Source organism: Lysinibacillus sp. PWR01, assembly GCF_043359455.1.
GTDB classification, from domain to species: Bacteria; Bacillota; Bacilli; order Bacillales_A; family Planococcaceae; genus Lysinibacillus; species Lysinibacillus fusiformis_F.
In genome coordinates this window covers 80,199-101,635 of record NZ_JBHERJ010000096.1, presented here as the reverse complement: position 1 = coordinate 101,635, position 21,437 = coordinate 80,199, and the positions used below count along the sequence as shown (strand labels likewise).

At 33.3% G+C, this 21,437-nt stretch carries 27 protein-coding genes and 1 pseudogene; 23 read left to right on the top strand and 5 right to left on the bottom strand.

The genetic code is table 11. The features are described from left to right. Positions 1–14: 14 nt before the first annotated feature. From ACEVFT_RS22625 to ACEVFT_RS22550, 16 genes are all read left to right on the top strand, one after another. Positions 15–641 (top strand): nitroreductase family protein, encoded by a 627-nt coding sequence (locus ACEVFT_RS22625; RefSeq protein WP_393951373.1) that lies wholly within the window; start codon positions 15–17, stop codon positions 639–641. Positions 642–708: 67 nt separating this feature from the next. Next, positions 709–1,068: a DUF1304 domain-containing protein gene (locus ACEVFT_RS22620; protein WP_393951372.1), complete on the top strand. Its 360-nt coding sequence runs from the start codon at positions 709–711 to the stop codon at positions 1,066–1,068. Positions 1,069–1,234: 166 nt separating this feature from the next. Further along, complete coding sequence (locus ACEVFT_RS22615; protein WP_205447473.1) at positions 1,235–1,318, top strand: hypothetical protein; 84 nt, start codon at positions 1,235–1,237, stop codon at positions 1,316–1,318. 611 nt (positions 1,319–1,929) lie between these two features. Continuing rightward, positions 1,930–2,073 (top strand): hypothetical protein, encoded by a 144-nt coding sequence (locus tag ACEVFT_RS22610; RefSeq protein ID WP_205443228.1) that lies wholly within the window; start codon positions 1,930–1,932, stop codon positions 2,071–2,073. Positions 2,074–2,104: 31 nt separating this feature from the next. Beyond that, positions 2,105–2,278, top strand: a complete 174-nt coding sequence (locus tag ACEVFT_RS22605; protein ID WP_205443230.1) for a hypothetical protein — start codon at positions 2,105–2,107, stop codon at positions 2,276–2,278. 70 nt (positions 2,279–2,348) lie between these two features. After that, positions 2,349–2,522 carry a hypothetical protein gene (locus tag ACEVFT_RS22600; protein ID WP_393951371.1) on the top strand — a complete coding sequence of 58 codons (174 nt, stop codon included), beginning with the start codon at positions 2,349–2,351 and terminating at the stop codon, positions 2,520–2,522. A 194-nt stretch (positions 2,523–2,716) separates the two neighbouring features. Beyond that, the gene (locus ACEVFT_RS22595; RefSeq protein WP_393951370.1) at positions 2,717–5,767 is read left to right on the top strand and encodes a sensor histidine kinase; all 3,051 of its coding nucleotides are present in this window, start codon (positions 2,717–2,719) and stop codon (positions 5,765–5,767) included. Next, positions 5,764–6,870, top strand: coding sequence for a response regulator (locus ACEVFT_RS22590; RefSeq protein WP_393951369.1), 1,107 nt, complete (start codon positions 5,764–5,766; stop codon positions 6,868–6,870). The genes ACEVFT_RS22595 and ACEVFT_RS22590 overlap by 4 nt, the downstream gene beginning before the upstream one ends. A gap of 901 nt (positions 6,871–7,771) precedes the next feature. Then, complete coding sequence (locus ACEVFT_RS22585; protein WP_393951368.1) at positions 7,772–7,963, top strand: CD3324 family protein; 192 nt, start codon at positions 7,772–7,774, stop codon at positions 7,961–7,963. Positions 7,964–8,324: 361 nt separating this feature from the next. Beyond that, the gene (locus ACEVFT_RS22580) at positions 8,325–8,912 is read left to right on the top strand and encodes a GNAT family N-acetyltransferase (RefSeq protein WP_393951367.1); all 588 of its coding nucleotides are present in this window, start codon (positions 8,325–8,327) and stop codon (positions 8,910–8,912) included. Beyond that, positions 8,830–9,210: a VOC family protein gene (locus tag ACEVFT_RS22575; RefSeq protein WP_393951474.1), complete on the top strand. Its 381-nt coding sequence runs from the start codon at positions 8,830–8,832 to the stop codon at positions 9,208–9,210. The genes ACEVFT_RS22580 and ACEVFT_RS22575 overlap by 83 nt, the downstream gene beginning before the upstream one ends. A gap of 110 nt (positions 9,211–9,320) precedes the next feature. Then, positions 9,321–9,479: a hypothetical protein gene (locus ACEVFT_RS22570; protein WP_393951366.1), complete on the top strand. Its 159-nt coding sequence runs from the start codon at positions 9,321–9,323 to the stop codon at positions 9,477–9,479. Positions 9,480–9,614: 135 nt separating this feature from the next. Beyond that, positions 9,615–10,655 carry a DUF418 domain-containing protein gene (locus ACEVFT_RS22565; RefSeq protein WP_393951365.1) on the top strand — a complete coding sequence of 347 codons (1,041 nt, stop codon included), beginning with the start codon at positions 9,615–9,617 and terminating at the stop codon, positions 10,653–10,655. Positions 10,656–11,258: 603 nt separating this feature from the next. Then, positions 11,259–11,867 (top strand): YpjP family protein, encoded by a 609-nt coding sequence (locus ACEVFT_RS22560; RefSeq protein WP_205443239.1) that lies wholly within the window; start codon positions 11,259–11,261, stop codon positions 11,865–11,867. A gap of 250 nt (positions 11,868–12,117) precedes the next feature. After that, positions 12,118–12,567: a GNAT family N-acetyltransferase gene (locus tag ACEVFT_RS22555; protein WP_205443240.1), complete on the top strand. Its 450-nt coding sequence runs from the start codon at positions 12,118–12,120 to the stop codon at positions 12,565–12,567. 357 nt (positions 12,568–12,924) lie between these two features. Then, the gene (locus tag ACEVFT_RS22550) at positions 12,925–13,371 is read left to right on the top strand and encodes an HTH domain-containing protein (RefSeq protein ID WP_393951364.1); all 447 of its coding nucleotides are present in this window, start codon (positions 12,925–12,927) and stop codon (positions 13,369–13,371) included. A gap of 567 nt (positions 13,372–13,938) precedes the next feature. On the opposite strand, the gene ACEVFT_RS22545 is transcribed toward ACEVFT_RS22550, so the two are convergent. Further along, positions 13,939–14,376, bottom strand: coding sequence for a carboxymuconolactone decarboxylase family protein (locus ACEVFT_RS22545; protein WP_393951363.1), 438 nt, complete (start codon positions 14,374–14,376; stop codon positions 13,939–13,941). A gap of 14 nt (positions 14,377–14,390) precedes the next feature. After that, entirely contained in the window at positions 14,391–15,032 is a 642-nt protein-coding gene (locus ACEVFT_RS22540; protein ID WP_393951362.1) for an NAD(P)H-dependent oxidoreductase, read from the bottom strand. A 170-nt stretch (positions 15,033–15,202) separates the two neighbouring features. Here ACEVFT_RS22540 and ACEVFT_RS22535 point away from each other — a divergent pair, with 170 nt between their 5' ends. Beyond that, a complete protein-coding gene (locus ACEVFT_RS22535) occupies positions 15,203–15,700 on the top strand; it encodes an Rrf2 family transcriptional regulator (protein ID WP_393951361.1) in 498 nt (165 codons plus the stop codon). Positions 15,701–15,899: 199 nt separating this feature from the next. Here ACEVFT_RS22535 and ACEVFT_RS22530 read toward each other — a convergent pair. Further along, positions 15,900–16,148: pseudogene (locus ACEVFT_RS22530) on the bottom strand (gamma-type small acid-soluble spore protein); the annotation flags it as partial. A 207-nt stretch (positions 16,149–16,355) separates the two neighbouring features. Between ACEVFT_RS22530 and ACEVFT_RS22525 the strand changes: the two are divergent. After that, a complete protein-coding gene (locus tag ACEVFT_RS22525; protein ID WP_205443243.1) occupies positions 16,356–17,249 on the top strand; it encodes a TetR/AcrR family transcriptional regulator in 894 nt (297 codons plus the stop codon). A 70-nt stretch (positions 17,250–17,319) separates the two neighbouring features. On the opposite strand, the gene ACEVFT_RS22520 is transcribed toward ACEVFT_RS22525, so the two are convergent. Beyond that, complete coding sequence (locus ACEVFT_RS22520) at positions 17,320–17,655, bottom strand: winged helix-turn-helix transcriptional regulator (protein ID WP_205443244.1); 336 nt, start codon at positions 17,653–17,655, stop codon at positions 17,320–17,322. A gap of 121 nt (positions 17,656–17,776) precedes the next feature. Here ACEVFT_RS22520 and ACEVFT_RS22515 point away from each other — a divergent pair, with 121 nt between their 5' ends. The 4 genes from ACEVFT_RS22515 to ACEVFT_RS22500 all read left to right on the top strand — a co-directional run bounded on the left by ACEVFT_RS22515 (position 17,777) and on the right by ACEVFT_RS22500 (position 20,626). Then, a complete protein-coding gene (locus ACEVFT_RS22515; RefSeq protein ID WP_393951360.1) occupies positions 17,777–18,307 on the top strand; it encodes a GNAT family N-acetyltransferase in 531 nt (176 codons plus the stop codon). An 87-nt stretch (positions 18,308–18,394) separates the two neighbouring features. Next, the gene (locus tag ACEVFT_RS22510; protein ID WP_393951359.1) at positions 18,395–18,736 is read left to right on the top strand and encodes a hypothetical protein; all 342 of its coding nucleotides are present in this window, start codon (positions 18,395–18,397) and stop codon (positions 18,734–18,736) included. 434 nt (positions 18,737–19,170) lie between these two features. After that, positions 19,171–19,641: a peptide-methionine (S)-S-oxide reductase gene (locus ACEVFT_RS22505; protein WP_205443248.1), complete on the top strand. Its 471-nt coding sequence runs from the start codon at positions 19,171–19,173 to the stop codon at positions 19,639–19,641. Positions 19,642–20,140: 499 nt separating this feature from the next. Continuing rightward, positions 20,141–20,626, top strand: coding sequence for a DUF2975 domain-containing protein (locus tag ACEVFT_RS22500; protein WP_393951358.1), 486 nt, complete (start codon positions 20,141–20,143; stop codon positions 20,624–20,626). A gap of 182 nt (positions 20,627–20,808) precedes the next feature. Here the strand turns inward: ACEVFT_RS22500 and ACEVFT_RS22495 are convergent, their stop codons facing one another. Beyond that, the gene (locus ACEVFT_RS22495; RefSeq protein WP_393951357.1) at positions 20,809–20,943 is read right to left on the bottom strand and encodes a hypothetical protein; all 135 of its coding nucleotides are present in this window, start codon (positions 20,941–20,943) and stop codon (positions 20,809–20,811) included. Positions 20,944–21,044: 101 nt separating this feature from the next. On the opposite strand from ACEVFT_RS22495, the gene ACEVFT_RS22490 reads away from it, so the two are divergent. Next, the gene (locus ACEVFT_RS22490) at positions 21,045–21,431 is read left to right on the top strand and encodes a hypothetical protein (protein WP_393951356.1); all 387 of its coding nucleotides are present in this window, start codon (positions 21,045–21,047) and stop codon (positions 21,429–21,431) included. Positions 21,432–21,437 lie beyond the last annotated feature (6 nt).

Here is a 21,437-nt window from a genome sequence, read left to right as displayed (position 1 = left end):
AAGAGGGAAAGTACATGTTATCCACTACAACACTAAAACAAATTATGCAAATGCGTAAATCTGTACGTAAATACAATGCTCAAACTAAAATTTCGCGTGACACAATCATGCAGCTGCTACAGGATGCTACTTCAGCACCTTCCTCAAGTAATATGCAGCCATGGCGTTTTATCGTCATTGATGATAAGGAAATTCAAAAGAATATTAACTTCTTTTCATTTAATCAAGAGCAAATCGAAACAGCCTCTGCCATTATTGCTGTCATTGGTGATATTGAAATGTACGTAAATGCTGAGGAAATCTATGCAAAAAATGTGGAATTAGGCTACATGCCTGAACAAATTGCCAATAAGCTTGCACAAGATGCATTGGCAATGTATGGCTCAGCTTCGACAAAAACATTAGAAAATATTGTACACTTTGATGCTGGCTTAGTTTCTATGCAAATCATGCTATTAGCGAAGGAAATGGGCTATGATACCGTTCCAATGGGTGGGTTTGATAAAGCGAAATTCGCTGAATACATGGAATTACCAGCAAATGAAATTCCGATTTTATTATTAGCCATTGGGGAAGCAGCTGCCCCAGCGTATGGTTCTTCACGCCTACCAATGGATCGTATTGTAAGGTTTAATAAATAATATAAGGCAATGTCCCTGTTTCTTTTGCGGACATTGCTTTTTTAAAGATTTTTTAGGAGTGATTAGGATGTCTTCATTAACTTTTATTTTAAGCTTACTCGTAGCAGCTGAGCATTTGTATATTATGTATTTAGAAACGTTTGCAACTACTTCCAAAAGAACAGCAAAAACATTTAATCTGTCTGAGGAAACATTGAAGAATGTAAATGTCCAAGTTCTTTTCAAAAATCAAGGCATTTATAATGGTCTGATTGCGATCGCCTTATTGTATGGTTTATTTTTCTCTCATCAGCAAACTGAAGTTGTCGCCATGTTTTTAATCTTTGTGATCATTGTCGCTTTGTACGGAAGCGTAACAAGCTCTAAATCGATTCTATTAAAACAAGGTGGACCTGCTATTTTAGCACTAATTAGTTTGTTTTTCTAAAGATATATTGAAAACCTGTATTAATAAAAAATTCTCATAAAATGAAAGTACTTAGAGATAGAAATGAAACTAAGCCACATATCCTGAAAAGAAAAAAATTCCTAAATCAGCACTTGATTTTCCTAGTGACAGTAAAACTTGACACCCGACACAAAAACCGTTATCACTGCTTGAGTATCTTTTACTAACTTACACTAATCCAGGTGACACATTGTTAGATAGCTACATGGGAGCATTAGTACACCTTTAGCGTATGACAATACAAAACATTCCTAGGTTGGTTTTAAATTGAATTCGGAATACTGTGAAGGTGCAAATAATCGAAAATAGACAAAGATTTGGTTTGATACCCATTGGAATTTTGCCCTTAAAAAGTGAAAAGAATAATTAAGTTTTAGAGTAAACAGGAATCATCAAAAATGGTGAATCTTTGGAAGTGAGTTGAACGACTAGCGTTATTTCATTTTATAGTGGTAGATTTATGTATGGCTAAAAAAATAACTGCGGTAATAGAAGTTGATGAAAATGTTATGAAAGATAAAAACTAAAACATTGACGAGGAGTTCATATGGCTAGTTGATAGCGGTATATCTTTAAAAAAACTTGCGAATGATCTTTCTGTTTCTGATATAAATGATTATCTGCAGCAAGAAAATATATTAACGAAAGAACAAAAAACATATAGAAATCAAGGCAAATGATTTTATGAACGTTAGTGTTAAAACTTCTTGTTAATGCAGACAAGATTCGTAAAATCTATCCAAAGTTAAGGATTCATCAAAACTGGTGAGTCCTTTTTCTTGTCAAAAAGGAGCTAGCGTATAACATGGCAATTTTAAACCTTTTGAAGAGGTTGAGCGAATGGTTCTTAATATTAGTCCTGATAAGAATGTAACACGTGTACAAGTAGCCATCATGATTGCACGTATTTTAGGCTTTACAGAAGGACAAACAGTAAATAAAGCACCATTCAAAGATGGGGAAAAAGATTATAGTGCTGCTTGAGCGATTGCCTCAGTCAAAGAACAGGGCATTTATGAATGGTGATCAACATGATAAATTCCATGCAAATGCCAACATCACACATGCTGAAATGGTCGCAGTTTCAGCCAACTTTAAACAACTTTCTATAGAAAAAGGTTTTGGATTACATTCAAGGATACAAAAGGCCACTAGACACAGTGGATCATTGAAGCAAATCGCGCTGTAGCACCCTCAACGGTCTGGAAGATGGAAACTTTGCAACAAATGCAGCTTTAACACGTGCACACCCTGTCGTGATGATGAACCGTATGTTTGAACGCGGTCCATTACATGGAGTGACAAAACCAAGATTCCCAGATGTCAAAGTCACACATTGGGCAATTAAGGAAATCGAAGAAGTAGCTAATTTTCACATGTATCTTGTTGATAGGGATGGTAAAGAATCAACTTTCGAAGTAATGAAAGTTTAATCAGGCAAGGAAGAATTTTCTTAGCCTGCTTATTAATTTTGAAGGGAAATAGTTTCAACTATAAATATTAAAATAATCCATTGTTCAGATTTTGTTCATGTTTTCTATGTTAATATTCCAACGGGAGTTGATTGAATCATAAACAATAAGATGTTAACATACATAAGAATTTACTCGTCTACGGAGGCGTGATAATGAAAAAGAATATGCTAATTATTATGAGTGTTATCATGCTGTTTGTTTTGGTTTTTTTCTTTAGCAATTGGCATTATTACTCTAATAATAATCTTCAAATGGTTCACCAAGGTGTTGTGAAAATTGAGGAGGAGCAACTACAAAAACCAATAAAGCTAGAAGGAGATTGGGCTTTTTATCCAAACGTCTTAATTCCTTCGTGGGAAAAGCTTGATAACTATAAAAATAAACAACTTACACTAGATATCCCCTTTAATTGGGACAAATATGTAGAGCCAAATGAAGAAGGGCTTGCTGTTGGCACCTATCACGTCAAAATAAAGGTACCAACGGAGGGAGTTTACGGCTTATATATTCGGTCTATCCGACAGGCTAGTCGTGTTTTTATTAACGGTATAGAAGTAGGGGCTAAAGGAAAAGCAAGTACGGTGTTAAGTGAATATGAAGCTGAAAATGATGATAAATATACTGTCTATGCTAAAAGTGATAACAATGAATTAAATATTGTCATACATGTGGTGAACTACAATGTTGCTCAGTCTGGTATTGTTTATCCTATTGAATTTGGAACGGTGGAGGTTATTCAACAGTATTATAATTGGAAAGTGTTTTTAGATGCATTAGTAAGCATTGGGCATATAGTTATTGGAATCGTTTATATCTTTACCTATGTACAGAATCGCAAACGCATTGAAGAATTGTTCTTTGGGCTTTTTACTATTTCATTAGGATTTTATATGTCGTTCATTAATCAAAAAATCTTTTTCCTATTATTTTCCGATTTTGAAACTGTCAATCAATTGCGTTTACAGTTAGGTTCGATTCCGATAGCGCTCCTATCTTTAACACTATTTATTTATTCGATGTATCCACAATTACAAAAGAGAAAGGTCGTTTATATGATTGTCGCCTTACTCGGTATTGTGTTTGTTTTTTACGGTATTTATAATCCAATTACTAAAAATGAAAGAGCATCTTCTGATTTGGAAATGTTCCTAAGAAAAATAATATATATCAGTATTACAGCTCCTATTGTTTTCTATAATGTAGGGATACTGATCCAAGTGATGTTAAATCGACTTGAAGGTGTTCGTTATATGTTAATCGTTATTTCCGCTATTTGTTGTTATACGATTTTACTTGTTTTTAATTTTTTAATTGGTGTACCGATTGATTATACAGAATTTGTGCTGTTTTTACTGATCTTATTCGGCTTTGCTTCATTATTAAATTACAGGGCTAATCAAGCTTTTGAGAAAATCCAAACTTTATCAGAAGAATTGCTGGCACACAATCAAATGAAGGATGAATTTCTACTAAAAACATCACATGAACTACGTACCCCCCTTAATGGTATTTTAAATTTATCAAAAACCTTGATGGAAGGTGCGCAAGGACCTTTGAAACGGACGCAACAGGAGCAAGTTATTTTGATTCATAATGTGACACAGCGTTTAGGACATTTTGTAGAGGATTTATCGTTTTCATCTAACCAAATGATTGGTGAAGTAAGGGTTTCCCTTCGTCATGTACCTATCGATGTTATTAATGAGGTAGTAGAAGAAATTCGTAGTGTGATGCCTAAAAATAGTCAAGTAAGTTTACATGATGAGGTTGATTTAGCGTTGCCAGCTATATTGACAGACGAATTACGTTTTAAGCAAGTGCTCTATAATCTACTGCACAATGCCATGAAATACACAGAAAATGGCGAAATTGTAGTTACGGCTTATGTCCGTGCAGAGCATATGGTGATCCAAGTGAGTGATACAGGCGCTGGCATTCCTGCACAAGATTTAGATCGAATCTTTAATGCCTTTTATCAAGTAAATAATCAACATAAAAAAGAAGGGCTTGGCTTGGGATTAAGTATTACTAAAAATATTGTAGAAAAATTAAATGGTGACATTCATGTGACAAGTACACTAGGACAAGGGACAACATTTACTTTTACGATGCCACTTGCAACAGGTGAAAACGTAAGTCTGGACCAACCTCCAATTGTCACACATACAACTACTGAGGTTCTCCAGCTTAACTTACCACTTATTCGTAAAGGAAATGATAAAAAAATACTTGTGGTGGATGATAATCATATCAATATTAAAGCTTTAGCTGACGCTTTAGCTGTAAAAGGATATACAGTGATAGCTGTTGATAATGGCTTTGATGCTGTAGATTATATTAAAAATAATAAAGTAGATTGTATGTTAATAGATTTAATGATGAATGGGATGTCAGGTTATGAGTTATGTAAACGAGTACGCAAACATTATGATATGTTGGAACTTCCAATCATTATTTTAACAGCAATCATGAAGCATTCTGATTTAGTGCTATCTTTAAAGGTAGGTGCAAATGATTACTTACAAAAACCTGTTTCAACGGATGAATTATTTATTCGCATTGAATCTTTGTTAGCTGTTCGTCAATCTTCAATAGATGCCATAGAAGTGGAAATGAATTATTTGTATTCACAGGTAACGCCGCATTTTGTGTATAACACACTTAACACAATTATTGGTTTGAGCTATACGGATATGGACAATACCCGGGAAGCACTTTATTGTTTGGCAACATATTTCCGAGCCAAGCTCAATGTTTATTACCGCAATAGTTTTGTCTCTGTTGATGAAGAGATGGAGCTGGTAAAAGCATACCTATATATTGAAAAGATGCGTTTTGGTGATCGTTTAACGATTAAATATGATATTGATGAATCCATTAATTTAATGATTCCTGCATTATCTATTCAGCCCTTAGTTGAAAATGCTGTTTTCCATGGTATTTCTAAAAAACAAGAGGGCGGTACTGTGGAAATAAGTGTTCAGCGTGAGGGGCAGTTTGTCTGCATTAAAATTTATGATAATGGTGTTGGTATCCCTGAGGAAAAACTTCAACTGCTGATAAATGAAGAAAGTACACGTATTGGCTTTATGAATCCTTTAAAGAAATTCAAGTTAATGAAAAATGCCAGTTTACGTTTATACAGCGAGGAAGGAAAGGGGACTACTATTGTCGTTTTATTACCAGAGGGTGGTGGAGTATGAAAATAATTATTGTTGATGATGAAATAATGGCAATCGATGTTCTAAGCATCATGTTAAAACGGCTTACTCAATTTCAGATTGACATCAAAGGGGCATTTACAAATGCAGTAGACGCCTTTCTTTTCCTTGAAAAGGAGGCGGTTGACCTTGTCTTTTTAGATATTGAAATGATCGACATGCATGGTATGCAAGTGGCTAAACAATTGTTACAAAAACACCCATTCTTACAAATAATCTTTGTGACGGCCCATGCACAATTTGCCGTGGATGCATTTGAAATAGAGGCTATGGATTATTTATTAAAACCTGTACATGAAAAGCGTTTAATTAAAGCATTGAATAAGTCTCAGAAAAAGTGGAAACAAGAAGTAACACTTAGAAAGAATTTAAAAGATAGCATGTTATATGCACATACTCTTGGTAGTTTTTACTTACTAGATGTTAAACATGAGGTGGTAAAGTGGCGAACTAAAAAAGTGCGAGAATTGTTCCTTTATTTATGGAGTCATCAAAAAAAACCTGTATTAAGTGCTTTACTTATAGAAGAGCTTTGGCCAGAATTAGATTTAAAGAAAGCCACAAAGAATTTACATACTTCTATATATCAATTAAGAAAGCTTTTTAAGGAAAATGGCATTGAAAAAGCTATACAAATGACGAATAATCATTACCAATTAACTTTAAAAATCGAAAGTGATTATGATGAATTAATTCAACTACTGCAAGAAGTTAGTCATGATGGAGCGTCTATTCAAAAAATCATTAATTTTTATGAAGATGATTTTTTAGCACAAGAAGAATATATGTGGTCCATTCAATTAAAAATAAATTTAAAAGAAAAAGTAATTCAAGCACTTGAAAGATACATTACAAATCCAAATTCAAAAGATTTTCTAATAACCTATAATTGTTTACAGAAATTATTAGAGTTAGATGAATTTAATGAACATTATATGTTTTTACTATTAGAATTTTTAATTAAACATAATAAAAGAAAAAAAAGTTTAGATTGTTATAAGTTTATTAAAGAAAAATTTTCAGAAATAGGTATACAAATACCACAGAAAATCCAAGGATTATGGAATGATTATTTGAATAAATAGTTTTTAATTTCAAGGTGTAGGTATTGGTCAGGAGGAAGGACCAGCTCACGGAACTCATAAAAGGGATGGAAGTCTTTTATTGGCTTAAAAGGCATAGTAAGTACCATTTTTTCGCTCTTTCCTAATGCACAGTATCAAACTTGTTTAGGACACGTGGCTCGCATTATCTAATACAATATCCACGTAGAAGATTGTCAAGAAATCTGTCTTTAAATCCTTGCATGACAAAACCTTCTCCTAAGTTTTATAGCTTTCGAAAAGCAATTTCGATCCTATAGTAAAAACTATTATTGGAATGTATATTAAAGGTGATGGCCCGTTTTTACGTGTTAAAACAGAATTAGGAAAGATCGTAGAGAATGCTAGGGATAAAGTGTTTAGTTAAGGATAAATGACATAAAAGAAACGGAAAAAGCTAGTTAATAATCCGTGAAATAAAATTTTCCACAATAAATGTGATTTTTGTATTACTTATCAAATTAAACGATATATTTTTAGCATAAAAAAGAATTTACAATGCAAATTGAACAACTTTATTTAACACTGTCCATATTTACGGATGGTGTTATGCTCTTTATTAGTAACGAATTTAAACAAATTTATTATCATAGAGAACAATTTGTAGAAGTTGAAAATTTTAATAATAAAGTGTTGATATTTATTTTGAAACAACTAATTTTTGAAGCAGATTAAGGGATTGGATTCTTATAAATCAAAAATAGATATGGTATAATATGTATTAAATGTAAAGTGAAATTGTATTAAAATCTAAAATTGCAAGGAGGATTGAGTGTGTGTGAAGGAATACTATTTTTGCATAGCAAAGGCTATTGCGTAATAAAATAATTGAAAGTAGCCTTTGCTCTTCCTAAAAGAAATACTAAAAATTAGGAGTGCAAAAATGAGCTATAAAAAAGCAAAGCATATACTTCCAACTGAGTTGGTGGAGTTAATACAGAAATATGTTGATGGTGAATATATTTATATCCCACGAAGAAAAGATAGTAAAAAGAGTTGGGGGTCCAGTACTGCTACCAGAGGAGAATTGGATCTAAGAAATTCTAATATATATAATGATTATCTATCGGGATGAATATAGCTTCTTTGTGTGAAAAATATTATTTGTCATCAAAAAGTATTCAAAGAATTGTATTAAAAGAGAAAAGAAAAAGAACAAATTTTTAAAATAAGCCAATGTGGTTTTATGCCGCATTGGCTTATTTTCTTTTATGAAATAAGTTTGAGGTTTTTTCAAGTAATGTAAGTCAGATATAATCAACTCAACTCAACTCTTATAAAAGGTAAGGGCAACCAGTTAATTGATTTTTGAGACCCAGACGTAGTTTATCTAGATTAATGAACTGAAGTGGAAGTATGTATTGGGCGGACATTGTTACTTAAGGAATTGTTTTTATGTGCAAAATGAATATTAGCAAAGGAATAGGGGGATAAATATGAACAATTTATTTACAATAGATTGTGGTGACATATTACTGAGAGAATTTAGAATTGAAGATGCTGATGCTATTTATGAGCTAACCTCACAACCTGAGGTTTATAATTTTCTGCCAGATTGGCGTTCAACAAAAGAACAACGATTAAACTGGGTCACGAATTATGAAATACCCGACAATAAAAAGTTTTTGTTAGCTGTACCTAATATTAGTGGTGCTAATTACTTGAAGTTGGGAATTATATTGAAGGAAACTGGAGAATTTATTGGTTTCTGCAATACAGGTATAAAAGAAGAGCTAAGTGAACCAAACCGAGAAGTTGTTTATGCAATTTCAAAGCAATACAGTTGTCGTGGATACACAACAAATGCAGTAAAAGGATTGATAAAATATTTGTTTGAGAATACAGATGTAGAGCTGCTTAATACAGTTGTTCTACCTCACAATTTAGGCTCAAATAAAGTTATTCAAAAATGCGGATTTCGTTTTAATAGAGAAATTGAAATTGAAGAACAAACTCATTATCATTACACTCTTAACAAAGAGGATTGGAAAGGGGGAAAGTTGGTTAGGCCTTTGGGAAAATGAAACAGTAAATCTTCCATATCATCCATCCATTCGTCATGTAGCATATAAAGTAGATAGGTGTGAAATTGAAAGAGTAAAGGAGTGGTTAGAATCTGTAAATACTGAAGTTCGTACCTCATTTGGTTTCTCTCCAGAGATGCAACCGTTAGTATTTAAAAATAATCCACATCATGCTGCTGTTTATTTTTATGATCCCGATGGCAATTCATTAGAATTAATAACACCACTAGATATGGAACTTCCTGATAACGAAAAAATGATGACGTTAGTAGATTGGAAAAAGAAACACATGAAATAAAAACCCTTATTTAAAGGAGAATTAGATTTTAATTTTTATTTCCACAATCGGGCGCTTTCCTGGAAACAAGGAAAGTGCCTTTTAGATTAATTAGAGTTAAGAAAGGTCAAATGATAAATCGTAAAACTTTTTTAGGATGCAGTGAGTATAAAAATGGTTGTAAGTTTTCGATTAATAAAACAATCGCAACTAAAAAGCTTACTGAGAAAAATATCAATGATTTATTAGAAAAAGGATCTTGTTGGCGGGTACAGCCTTTTTTATATTGAACTAACATGAAAATCAACTTTCGAAAAAGTAAGGTGGTAAGACCGAGGTAATAGAATTTAAGGATTATGTAAGGTTTAAGTTAGTAAGGTGTAATATCAAAATTCTATTATTAATTTTGTGAAAGGAGATATCATATGAATTTAATGAAAGAAAACTCACCCAATCAAAATAGAATATATGAACTTGATATCATTAGAGGATTTGCTTTAATAGGTATTTTCTTAGTAAATATCTTCAATTTTATACAAAAGGCTGGCATAGGTAGTCAGCTATTATCTGGCGGTAATTGGATTGATATTATTTTTACAGGAAAGTTTTACGCTATCTTTTCTCTCTTATTTGGAGCTGGTGCAGCTATTTTCTTAAGCCGTGCTAAAGAAAAAGGAAAACCTTCTATACTTTTTATTCGCCGAATGGTTGTACTTGCAGTGATAGGATTCCTTCATTCGTTAGTTTGGGGTGGAGATGTGTTACTACCGTATGCTTTAGTTGGTTTAGTACTATTTGCTTTGCACAAAGTCCCTGCAAAAGTATTGTTTAAAATAACTTTTAGTTTACATATCATAGGCATACTAGTGAATGTATTTGCCTATGATTGGTTATATGGTGGAAAGACGCATATGCCCCCTATATTGGATATCCTACTTTTAATCACGGCTTTAACATCATTTTTAGTTTATTTTATAGAAGGCTACACTTTAATGAATATGGATGTTCTTGAGAAATTAAAAATGCGTCCCAGAATGCACAAGTGGTTGCTCATCACCCTTGGAAGTATTTCTGTAATTTCCGTCATTGCGCAGTTCATGATCACTAATCATAAGCCAGCACACATTTTATTAATCATTTCACAACTGCCATTAATGCTAACATACATTCTTCTATTATTATGGTTGGTTAAGAAAAAAAGAGGAAGTTATATTTTATATCCTTTACAAGCTTACGGAAGAATGGCGATGAGTAATTATTTAGGTCAAACTGTGGTAGGAATATTTATCTTACCAATGTTGATTGGTTATTTTTCTCCATCATTAATTATCTATGGAGTATGCATGATTACTTGGATTACACAAATAATTATTAGTAATATATGGTTAAAGTATTTTTATTATGGACCCGTGGAATGGATTTGGAGATGCTTAACATACTGGCGTCTGGTTCCTCTACTAAAATAAAATATTATTGTTTCATTTTGTTCAGAAAGCGCTGCTCAATTGAGTAGCGTATTTTTATTATAAAAGACTGTGATGCAATGCTATCAATCACTAAATACGAAGGTACTGGTATGAAGAGGCTAACCAGTCGTGATAAAAAACATTGATACGTATTTGAATTGACCTTAGGTGCCGTGAACGTGATAACCACCCCAATTCCTTTTATTTAATAACCGTGGAAGGGGTAATTTTAATATTTTTGCTTAACACGCTACAAAGTAATATTTTAGCCCCAACTCATGCATTGTTTTGCGTTATTATGCAGGATAAAGAAAAAATAAAAAGCCCCCAAAAGCTATATGTAACAGGCTTTTGAGGGCTTTGTAGGGTACAGATTACAAAATAAAAATTAGTCCGTGAAACATAAAGATGATAAATAACCTAACATTAATAAAAGACCAATACCCATTACGATGCTCATGCTTTGTACCTCCTTTAAAAAACCGACACATTATTCATAAATATTGTACAATGAATTATAGAAATATGAAACCTTTTAATGGCGAGAACGTATATAATAATAGGAGAATTACCAATTTGTACATAAAGAGTAGGTGACAATAAATGAAAACGTGGGTTAAGAAAAGTATAGTCATCATGGTTGCGTTTTTAACATTTGGCTTAATAACGCCTACACATGAGATTTGGGAAGCATTTGATCAAAATCCCTCGAACCGTGCATCCATCGGCCCTGAGTCAGGGACAAGCACTGCTTTAGCTGCTGAACGTGATGATAGCAGTGACGAACAGATGCAAATTCAAGAGGAAGCGATCGATTATAATGCCTTGCTCGTGGATGCAGCTAGAGAACAATCGTACATAAAATTTGGCACAAAAATTGGTCCTAAAATTAGTAATGAATTCGACAGCATCATCTTTCCAAAAATGGAAGAAGCCATTGCGATGACGGTGGCTAATCTTGATGATCAAACTGCCGCATCTTTAACCATCTCTGAAAGGCCAAGTGGTAATTATGGTGAGAAAATTTTCAATGTCTTCAACAATGAAACGGGCACAGATTTAATCCGTTTCCATGTACGCACAGAAAAAAGACCACAGGAAGGCTACTACTACAACTTCCACTACCACAGTGCCGAGGACGACTTCATGGCACATTACAACCTTGGCGATATCTATTGGGAAAAAAACACACCACCTAAGTGGTTGTCATAAAAGATACGAAACACTCGTTTACATGACGAGTGTTTTTTTGTGCGAAAACATTGATCTATCAATGTTTGTAGTAGTTCATTAAGTTATACCTTCTCATCACAATGCGGAGAAGGTATTGCATCAAACCTTGTTATTATTTAAAGTGGTTAAGATTAGAATGGGGGTAGAATGTTGAACTGGCTTTTGTGCAATTCACCAAATCAGGAGAACCATAGATAATACAGTGAACCAATTGTAAGGAGGTGCTGTAGTGAACCAACACAAAATAATAATTACCCAGTATAATCCCAAATACGCTGAACAAACAGTGGGTATGTGGCGAGATAGTAAGGAACAGGCTATTGGTCAGAAAGAAATTCACAGCTTTGAACGTCACGTATATTTTTTAAATCATATAGTAGCTGAACAGTTTCAAATCGATTTAGCGCTAATTGATGAAAAAGTGGTTGGAATGACTGCCTATAACGAAAGCGAAATAAGTCAACTATATATTCATGTTGATTATCAAGGAATCGGTATAGGTCATGCATTACTAGAAAAAGTAAAAGCACAATCAAGTGGGCGATTAACATTATACACATTTGAAGTAAATAAAAATGCACAACGGTTTTATGAAAAACATGGGTTTAAAATCATCGGTAGAGGACATGAAAACGAAGAAAATTTAGCTGATATTCAATATGAATGGATAGCAACATAAATGATTTTTCAGATAAGTCTTCCATTAGGGAGAAAGAGCTACTTCTTCCCTATCGTTTCAGTAAGCGCTACTCACATCGAGTAGCGTATTTTTATTGCGAAAGAAGGTGATGCGATGCTATCAATCACTAACTAAGAAGGCACTTTCATAAAGGCTTTGGTATGTAAAGGTAAGTTATTGTTCATGTAAAAGGTTTGAATTTATAGCCTTTACTCAAAAATACTTCAACATGTTCGTTGGCATAAATTCAATGAAGATTAAAATTAATACTAGTGGAAAAAGTTTAAATATGTATTAATTACAAAAAAGTATATAGTATTATATTAGTGTAGTAAATAATAGGAGAGGTGTCATATTATGGGGGAGTTTAAGAGCGAAGCAGAAATAGCATTTGTAACCAATTCATCGCAGTTTGATTACCTTAAAGAAGATTTTCAAGAATTAATCAAGATATTGCAACTCAATTACCAGCAACTTTCAAAAATAGTTGATTTGCCTATAAATGAGATAGAAAATTTAATGAACAATAAAGGTAACTTGACAAATGATAAGCTGGGAATTATTGAAAATAAATTAGCTATGTTAAACCATGGATTTGGAAGCTTCGATGCAAGAGAGAGGGCAACATATCTATTGAATGATCTGTTAAAAGATTACATGTTATCGACTGACATTGTATCGAAAATGATTCATGTAGATGAACAAGAGCTGATTGACTTCAGACAAAAACAATTAATGGATAAGGATATAGAACTGAAGATATGTGTGAATGTCACTATACTGCATTTTGTATTACATGACTAAATGTATGCCAAGGTACCAATTTGAACTGCTCCCTGTCAAGTAGACAATCGAACTATTAAAAATAGCGGCTTGAGTCCTGAATTCATGGGGACTCGATTCTGGGAAAAAGAAACCATCAAAGTGGTTGTCATAATAAGTACGAAACACTCGTTTACATGACGAGTGTTTTTTTGCGAAAACACCATACTGAGAGGGAGAGGTAAGGCAAAGCAAGTACCCCGAAATTACGAGATGATGAGGAATAATATAGCTATCACAGATTATTCGGTCATTGAAGGTATTCAACATGAACCTCAATAGGAAATAATTTGAACAAAAATATACTCCAAAATCCCTTCTGTCAGCATTTTTAAAAGCAAGATAATGAAGAAATCAGTCACTTGATGGAGGAATGTAGTATTGAATTTGTCTTTTCTTGCGCTTACCCGGGAAATTTTTTTATTTCCTAAACTTACATTTGAACATTTTGTTAAAGGGAGAGATAAGGGGAGCTGACAAATGAAAGTACGACTCAAATTGGTATCAAACTCATATAAAAAAATAGCTACCTGTTAAGGCAGCCTTTCATTATTCCGCAACATTGCCCATAGCAATAGAAATGCGATTCCAACTGTTAATTTGATTAATCAAGATAACCAAATCGACATAAGCCTTTTCATCAAAAAGCTTGCGAACACGTTCATATAATTCATCAGGAACGCGTTTTTCTGGAATAAGCGTAATATGTTCCGTTAATTCTAATGCTACTTTTTCAGCTTCTGAATAAAAGGTACATTCTCTCCAAGCACTTATACAGTATAAACGCTGTTCGATTTCTCCCATTTTCTTAGCATCCATAGTGTGCATGTTAATGCAATATGCACACCCATTGATTTGGGAAGCTCTAATTTTAACGAGCTCACGAAGTTTTCTCTCAATACCACTGTTCTTAGTGTATTTTTCCATTTCCATCATTATCTTCATAGCATCTGGTGCAATTTCATAATAATTCATACGTGACATCATTGTTAATCCCTCCATTATTTATTAGCTAATTCAACTGATAATTGGTCCGAATTTTGAAGTGCATTTTGCAAGACATCTTCTGTATTCAATAAGGCTGTTCCTTGGATACGAAGAATTTTAAAATCTTCTATTCCAAGAAAGGCAAACATTGATTTTAGGTATTTATAAGAGTACTCCACTTCGGTATACCAATCGTTATTTGTATAGATTGAGCCACTCGCCTGTATAATAATCATGCTTCTTCCATCATTTAATAAGCCTACAGAACCGTTTTCTGTATATTTGAATGTTTCGCGTGCAATTAGAATGTTATCTATATAATCTTTTAACTTTGAAGGAATATTAAAATTATGCAACGGCATGACGATTAGATATTTATTTGCGCTTTTAAATTGAACTAAAATTTCATTCATACGTTCCAAAACTTCATTCTCTTCGTGTGTCAAAGGATCTCCATTTCTTGAATTTTTCCAGCCACTTAAAACAACTTTATATATCATAGGAACAACGTCTTCATATAAATTAATTTGCTCAATTACTTCATCATCCTGTTTATTCTCTTTGTATGTCCCTAGAAAATGGTCCAATACTTGAAGGCTCATAGATGTCTTTGTTTCCACTTCAGGGTGTGCATTTATCACAAGTAGTTTACTCATAAAAATCCTCCAGTTAAATAGAGATTATATTAATCGTCGATTCTTTTAATCGTTGATTAACTTTGTCTACAATATACACTTTTCATTTTCTTTTGTCAAACTGATTAATTTATGTATTTCTAAAATGTGTTACTATCATGGTAAGCAAAATGTTTTAAGAGGGTGAAATAATGAAATATAGTGTGATGGTTGAATATGCCCTACACAGTCTTGTTTATTTAATTGATGTACCACCAAATGAAAGTATTGGAATAAAAGATTTATCAGAATTTCAAGGATTATCAGAGACCTATCTTTCAAAAGTTTTAGGGAAGTTGTCCAAGGAAGGCATCGTTAGCTCGGTATCTGGCGTAAAAGGAGGTTACCGACTAAATAGAAAACCTGAAGATATTACATTTTGGGATGTTGTGCGGGCTGTTGAAGGTGAAGATCCAATATTTCAGTGTAAGAATATTAAAGCGAATTTTGCTTATCAAAATAAAAAACAAAAGTGTGAATCTTGTTCAAGTCAATCGAACTGTACTATCAATAGTGTTATGCTTGAAGCTGAAGAACACATGCGGAATTATTTAAGAAGCAAAACAATAGCGTGGTTAGAAGAAGAATTACTACGGACTTTACCAAGGGAGCAAATAGAAGAAGCAAAAAATTTTTTTAAAACAAATTGATAACTCCAATAGAATCATTTTAGATGTATGTAAATTGGGTTTAATGATGAAAAATAACCATCTTACTGAATTAAAATCTAAAGCGAGAGTTTTATCTTGAGAGAGGTCATGAAAAAATTTGCTAAAAGTGCATGTTAATACCGTTATTTTAGGAAACAAAAAACCGGCAAGGATGCCGGCTGCGGATGTTGAAGGAAAGTTATTGTGGATTGTTTTCGTTAGCAAATTTACCTGAAGCAAATTTTTTGTTTACTTCAGCTTGTTGGATTTGTTGTCTAATTTGATTCACATCAGTCTCATTCCCGAATTCAACGTTCATTGTGTTCACAGAACCAGAAGCTTGTTGCTTTTTAGCTTCAGCTTGTTGAATTTGTTGTCTGATTTCATTCACATCAGTCTCATTCCCGAATTCAACGTTCATTGAATTCATTGCGTTTGGGGTTGCATTAGGGTTTTTCGAGTTGAAATTGTGGTTGTTAAAGTAGTGTGTACAGAAGGTGCTTTACTATCCATACATTTTAGAAAAAGCTAACCGATTTTGGGTGGGACTACATAATGAAGACATCTAGCTTTCAATTTGCATAGTTTAAGAAATCTAGTTTTCCTAGTATAATTGTAGTATGTTCGTTATTGTGTTTTGAGATTGGAGAAATGTATGAAAGATCGTAAACAAATCGTTATCGAATCAACATTACAATTATTTACTGAAAAAGGGTATCAGCATACATCGGTTCAGGATATTTTAGATAAAGCAAATATTTCTAAAGGGACATTTTATAATTATTTTTCATCTAAAAATGAATGTCTGAAAGCCGTATTAGAGCAAAATCGCCAAGAACGAAATGTTTTAAAAGAGGAAATTTTAGTTGGCAAGAAAAAAGAGGATGTAGACGTTTTGATTGAACAATTAATCGCTACATTAAAAATTAAAGAAAAATATAACTTAATGCCTTTATTTCGAGAAATCTCCTTTTTGCATGATGAAGAGTTGCAAGAAATTCTTGCAGAACATCGCTTTCATGAAATCACCTGGTTAAAAAACAGATTCTACGATATTTATGGTGAAGAGGGAAAGCACTATTATTATGAGTGTGCGGTCGTCTTTTTTGGCACATTCCAATATTTATCTTTTTATTGGAATTTGGCTACCAATATGACGATTGATCTAAAAAAAGTGGTCACTCGGTCATTGAAATATGTAGAAAGTTTTCTGCCAGAAATGATTAAAAGTGGAGAAATTTTATTGGAACCAAAGGAAATGAATTTGTTAGAGAAGGATGTAGCCTATAAATCGATCACAAGCAAACAGATTCAAGAGAAATTAGAGAAATTTTATAAAAAAATTTCGACTATCGAACTTCCGCAAAAATCACTCGAACTTTCCAGCCTGCTTTTGGATGAAATGAAAAGAGAAACGCCACGCATGAGTGTTTTAGAGATCATGCTCCAGCCATTTCGTAGTTCTTTCGCTGAAACAATTTATAAATATGAAGCAGAAGAAATCGCTAATCTTTTCTGGCTTTTTATGAAGATGCAAAACAAGGCATAAATGAATGCATTACTAGACCAGCTTTTTATCATAAAGTTGGTCTTTTTCATTTGAATTCGCGAGGCTCAAATTACATATGCTGCATATGCTTACCCCATTTGGCTAGCGATTCTAGTGAGGGCACTAGGTCTTTTCCTTCTTCTGTTAGTGAATATTCGACTCTTGGTGGAATCTCAGGATACTGCGTACGAGTAACGACTCCAAATTCCTCCAGCTCCTTTAACGATTGAGATAGCATCATATTGGTAATGCCATCTACGATACGTTTTAATTCATTGTACCGTAACGTGTCATTTTTCCATAAAGCCCAAATGATAGGGAGTCTCCATTTTCCGCCAATTATACTGAATGCATAATTTAATGGGCAATTTTTTTTATCTGTAATTTCCGCATCTACACGATTCATCGTAAAACCCCCTTTAATCAGTTTTTCCTGACTTAGTCAACAATTACTGCGTACTTGTTGCAACATAACAAATTCATTATATTGATAGGTAGTTCAATAATCAAGAATAGGGGAGATAAACATGACGATAACATACGAGGTAATACCTAATGAAAAAGCTGATATTTGTAGAGATTTATGTAATGAGCTGATGAGCTTTCAGAAATCACAAGCCCACATCAAGCCAGAACTGTTTAACACGATGAATTACGAAACACGGATGGTACCTTCGATAGAAAGTGCGATTGCTAATCATATTGTGGTTGCGAAAGATAATCAGAAGGTTGTTGGCTATGCCTACTCAACGATTTCTCCTAAAGAAACCTATGCCAATGATTTTGCTACTTTTTTCAATATGTCTTCAGTTAGCCAAAACAATGTAGGCTGTTTATCTCAATTTTTCATTAAAGAAGAATACAGACAATATGGGGTTGGATCTACACTTTTTAATAGGTCAATTCAATGGCTGGAACAATTTGATGATGTAGAAGACTATTTTATTTTTGTATCCAACGGCAATGAAAATGCCCTAGAGTTCTATCAACGTAAAGGTTTTTCCATTAGTCATGATATATTGGAGGGCTTTATAACTGTTTTACGAAACGACGGGTAAGTAACCATTTAATGACTAATTCAGGAAGTGTTATAATAATTTTACACGTAGACATGTTGTATCGATAGACACAGCAAGAGAGAGGTCGTGAAGAAAGTAAGAGTATTATGGTTGACCACACTGAAAATATTATTAGAATTAATAAGAATTATTGTGCTTTTTTTCGTTATTGGATCCGTAATGTGGGGAGGCGTAAGGCTTATTTATACCTCTTTAGGAATAAATATTAATAGTTCTTACGCAGGATGGCTGGGAGGAATCGCAATATATAGTTTATTGTTTGTCCTCTACCGTAATAAACTGCAATTTTCGGGATTTTATGATGGTCCACATCGACAAAAATTATCCTCTAAAAGCACCACCACTTTGGTTACTGTCTCAGCTTTTCTTTTAATCCTCCCGTTTCTATTGAAGAGCTTTTCATTATAACGGACCGCTATATCAAGCACACAAAAAGATCAGCTACTCAAATGAATTTGAGACCTGATCTTTTTTATTTAAAGATGAGAGATTAGCCTTATCAAAATATGAAAACTTTTTATCATTGTTTCATCATATGGGTACCTTTTGGCTTGCTGTTTTCCATTGCAGCATTTGGATTAGAAGAAGTCGCAGGAAATAAAATCCTACTAACATTATCTTTGCCCTTATCAGTGGCGTAATAGAAACGTTTGCTTCTGAAAAAATATATGATTTTCTTTTATAGAAGCATATAATTTAAGTGTTATTAGTGCGATTATCATTTTTGGTATTGCAGGTTTACTTTATGCTTTTGTAGAAATTTCATTTAAGAGAAATATAAAATTTGTTTAAGCTATTTACTTGGAGTGAATTCTTATTTTTTAACAAAGAGGAGAGTCAATATGGAAGTAGTATATTTGGCAGGTGGATGTTTATGGGGCGTACAAGCTTTTATAAAAACGCTGCCTGGCGTTACATTTACAGAAGCAGGAAGAGCTAATGGTACAAGTCATACGCTTGAGGGCGATTATGATGGGTATGCCGAATGTGTAAAAACAGGATTTGATCCGACAGTGGTAACCATCAGGGAATTAATGGGATATTTATTTGAAATCATTGATCCTTACAGTTTGAATAAACAAGGTCAGGATGTGGGCGAGAAATACAGAACAGGCGTGTATAGTGAAAATCCTGAACATTTAGAGGAGGCGAAGGCATTCCTCAGTGAAAGACATGACTATGACCTGATAGTGGTTGAAGTATTACCTCTTACAAACTATGTAAGAAGCGCAGAAGAACATCAAGATAGACTAGCTAGATGTCCAAATGATTACTGTCATATTCCAAAAGAAATATTAAATAGGTATAAGTAAAAAAGATGATTAATGGATAGTTAATTGGTTTAATTATTTTCAACAATCGGGCGAGTTCGTTCAATAGAGATTAAACAGCTTTAAAGAGCCTTACTACAATAAAATGTAGTAGGGCTCTATTAATTTATATCAAAACTTCTCAAACCATTAGAGAAAAAGTAAGTTATACAGTAACTGAAATTAACACAAATTCAAGCCCTTCTCCACACCAATTAATTTTCGTTTATATACTATAAATACTATGGTCACACCTTTCTGAATGGGTGTTTCATGCAAGAAATTAAATCTATATTTGATAGTTAAATAAATAAAATTAAATTTATAACGCAATCCATTAATGAGGGGGCGCGTTTTTTATTGTGACTATTTTAATGAATGTCAATTTGAAGAGAATATATAAATAACAATAATAATATAATTAAAAACAATTAAAATTTATTGTTAAACGATAAGTGTTGTGTTAAATTGGTATTGTTATTAAATAAGCGAGGTGCTTCCTATGAATGGTAAACGAGTTTCAACAGCTTTCTTAAGAGTAGTTATTTTTCTGGCTGGGATTGCTATTCTTGCATTATGTCTATTTTTAGTACCTCCTATGGCTAATTTCGCATCAAGATTGTATCCAACTTTTTCCTTAATGAAATATCTTATTTTCATCGTGATGTATGGAGCGGCTGTGGCTTTTTACTTTGCGCTCTATCAGGCTTTTAATCTTCTACGGTACATTGACAAGAACACAGCGTTCTCGGAATTATCTGAAAGGGCGTTAAAGAACATCAAGTACTGTGCGATTATTATCAGTGGTTTGTATGTATTAGGTATGCCGATGTTCCATTTTATCGCAAAAAATGTTGACCCTCCTATTGGCTTAATGGGACTCATCATCATTTTTACTTCGTCGATTATCGCCGCTTTTGCTGCTGTCCTCCAACAGCTTCTACAAGAAGTGATGAATAAAAAGTCAGAAAATGATTTAACAGTCTGAGATGGAGGATATGGTGGTTATTAGAAATGTTGATACTCGTTGGTAAGAGGAATGGGTGAAGAATGTTTCAACAATTAAGTCCTCAAAATATATTTTCCAACATCAATTTCCTTGTTGAATGAAAGAAAAAGTCGATTACATTGGAGAATCGGCTTTTTTATATCTCGGAAAATTATAATAGTTTAAGAGCGTGTCACAACCTCATCGTTATGGAACAGTTCAGCAATCGGGTGCAATGGTACAACAATACGATTAGAACTGGTTAAACTTTGTAATAAAAATTGTATTAATGTTTTTTCAAAACGGATTCTTTTCATTTACCGTAAAACAGGAGGTCACTGGTTGTTTATTGATAAATGATGACATAGATCTTCCGGAAACCTCACACATTAACCTCAAAAAGTTTGGAGGTTCCAAAATGAAAAATGCCTGTAAAGTGTATGTGCTTTTATTTATCGTAGTTTTCTCATTTTCGGCATCTGTATATGCAGAAGAAAATAAGGAAGGAACGCTGGTATACCATGTGAAATATGATTATGATGCCATAAGTAAATTTTTGGGCATGACAATGGCGGAATATGATCAAGAATGGGCGAAAGGTCTGTCGATTGCAGAAATGGCGAAGAAAAAGGGGATTGCCAGAAGAGATGTAGAAGGCTATTTTTATCAATTTCATTATGAAGAAATGCAAAAGTGGCGAAAAAAGGGTGTCATGACAGAAAAGCATTATTTTCATCTTGTCTACAGATTAGCGGATGAAATAGAGGAATTTATTGATCGTAATCCCAACTTACACAACGATTAGATTTTC

Coding starts and splice junctions, on each gene's coding strand:
- ACEVFT_RS22605 (WP_205443230.1), top strand. CDS start 2,105: ATGAATGGTGATCAACATGATAAATTCCATGCAAATGCCAACATCACA.
- ACEVFT_RS22550 (WP_393951364.1), top strand. CDS start 12,925: ATGGGGGAGTTTAAGAGCGAAGCAGAAATAGCATTTGTAACCAATTCA.
- ACEVFT_RS22590 (WP_393951369.1), top strand. CDS start 5,764: ATGAAAATAATTATTGTTGATGATGAAATAATGGCAATCGATGTTCTA.
- ACEVFT_RS22515 (WP_393951360.1), top strand. CDS start 17,777: ATGACGATAACATACGAGGTAATACCTAATGAAAAAGCTGATATTTGT.
- ACEVFT_RS22495 (WP_393951357.1), bottom strand. CDS start 20,943: ATGAAAAGAATCCGTTTTGAAAAAACATTAATACAATTTTTATTACAA.
- ACEVFT_RS22625 (WP_393951373.1), top strand. CDS start 15: ATGTTATCCACTACAACACTAAAACAAATTATGCAAATGCGTAAATCT.
- ACEVFT_RS22535 (WP_393951361.1), top strand. CDS start 15,203: ATGAAATATAGTGTGATGGTTGAATATGCCCTACACAGTCTTGTTTAT.
- ACEVFT_RS22610 (WP_205443228.1), top strand. CDS start 1,930: ATGGTTCTTAATATTAGTCCTGATAAGAATGTAACACGTGTACAAGTA.
- ACEVFT_RS22580 (WP_393951367.1), top strand. CDS start 8,325: ATGAACAATTTATTTACAATAGATTGTGGTGACATATTACTGAGAGAA.
- ACEVFT_RS22490 (WP_393951356.1), top strand. CDS start 21,045: ATGAAAAATGCCTGTAAAGTGTATGTGCTTTTATTTATCGTAGTTTTC.
- ACEVFT_RS22545 (WP_393951363.1), bottom strand. CDS start 14,376: ATGATGTCACGTATGAATTATTATGAAATTGCACCAGATGCTATGAAG.
- ACEVFT_RS22565 (WP_393951365.1), top strand. CDS start 9,615: ATGAATTTAATGAAAGAAAACTCACCCAATCAAAATAGAATATATGAA.
- ACEVFT_RS22500 (WP_393951358.1), top strand. CDS start 20,141: ATGAATGGTAAACGAGTTTCAACAGCTTTCTTAAGAGTAGTTATTTTT.
- ACEVFT_RS22585 (WP_393951368.1), top strand. CDS start 7,772: ATGAGCTATAAAAAAGCAAAGCATATACTTCCAACTGAGTTGGTGGAG.
- ACEVFT_RS22505 (WP_205443248.1), top strand. CDS start 19,171: ATGGAAGTAGTATATTTGGCAGGTGGATGTTTATGGGGCGTACAAGCT.
- ACEVFT_RS22570 (WP_393951366.1), top strand. CDS start 9,321: ATGATAAATCGTAAAACTTTTTTAGGATGCAGTGAGTATAAAAATGGT.
- ACEVFT_RS22595 (WP_393951370.1), top strand. CDS start 2,717: ATGAAAAAGAATATGCTAATTATTATGAGTGTTATCATGCTGTTTGTT.
- ACEVFT_RS22540 (WP_393951362.1), bottom strand. CDS start 15,032: ATGAGTAAACTACTTGTGATAAATGCACACCCTGAAGTGGAAACAAAG.
- ACEVFT_RS22620 (WP_393951372.1), top strand. CDS start 709: ATGTCTTCATTAACTTTTATTTTAAGCTTACTCGTAGCAGCTGAGCAT.
- ACEVFT_RS22520 (WP_205443244.1), bottom strand. CDS start 17,655: ATGAATCGTGTAGATGCGGAAATTACAGATAAAAAAAATTGCCCATTA.
- ACEVFT_RS22600 (WP_393951371.1), top strand. CDS start 2,349: ATGATGAACCGTATGTTTGAACGCGGTCCATTACATGGAGTGACAAAA.
- ACEVFT_RS22560 (WP_205443239.1), top strand. CDS start 11,259: ATGAAAACGTGGGTTAAGAAAAGTATAGTCATCATGGTTGCGTTTTTA.
- ACEVFT_RS22525 (WP_205443243.1), top strand. CDS start 16,356: ATGAAAGATCGTAAACAAATCGTTATCGAATCAACATTACAATTATTT.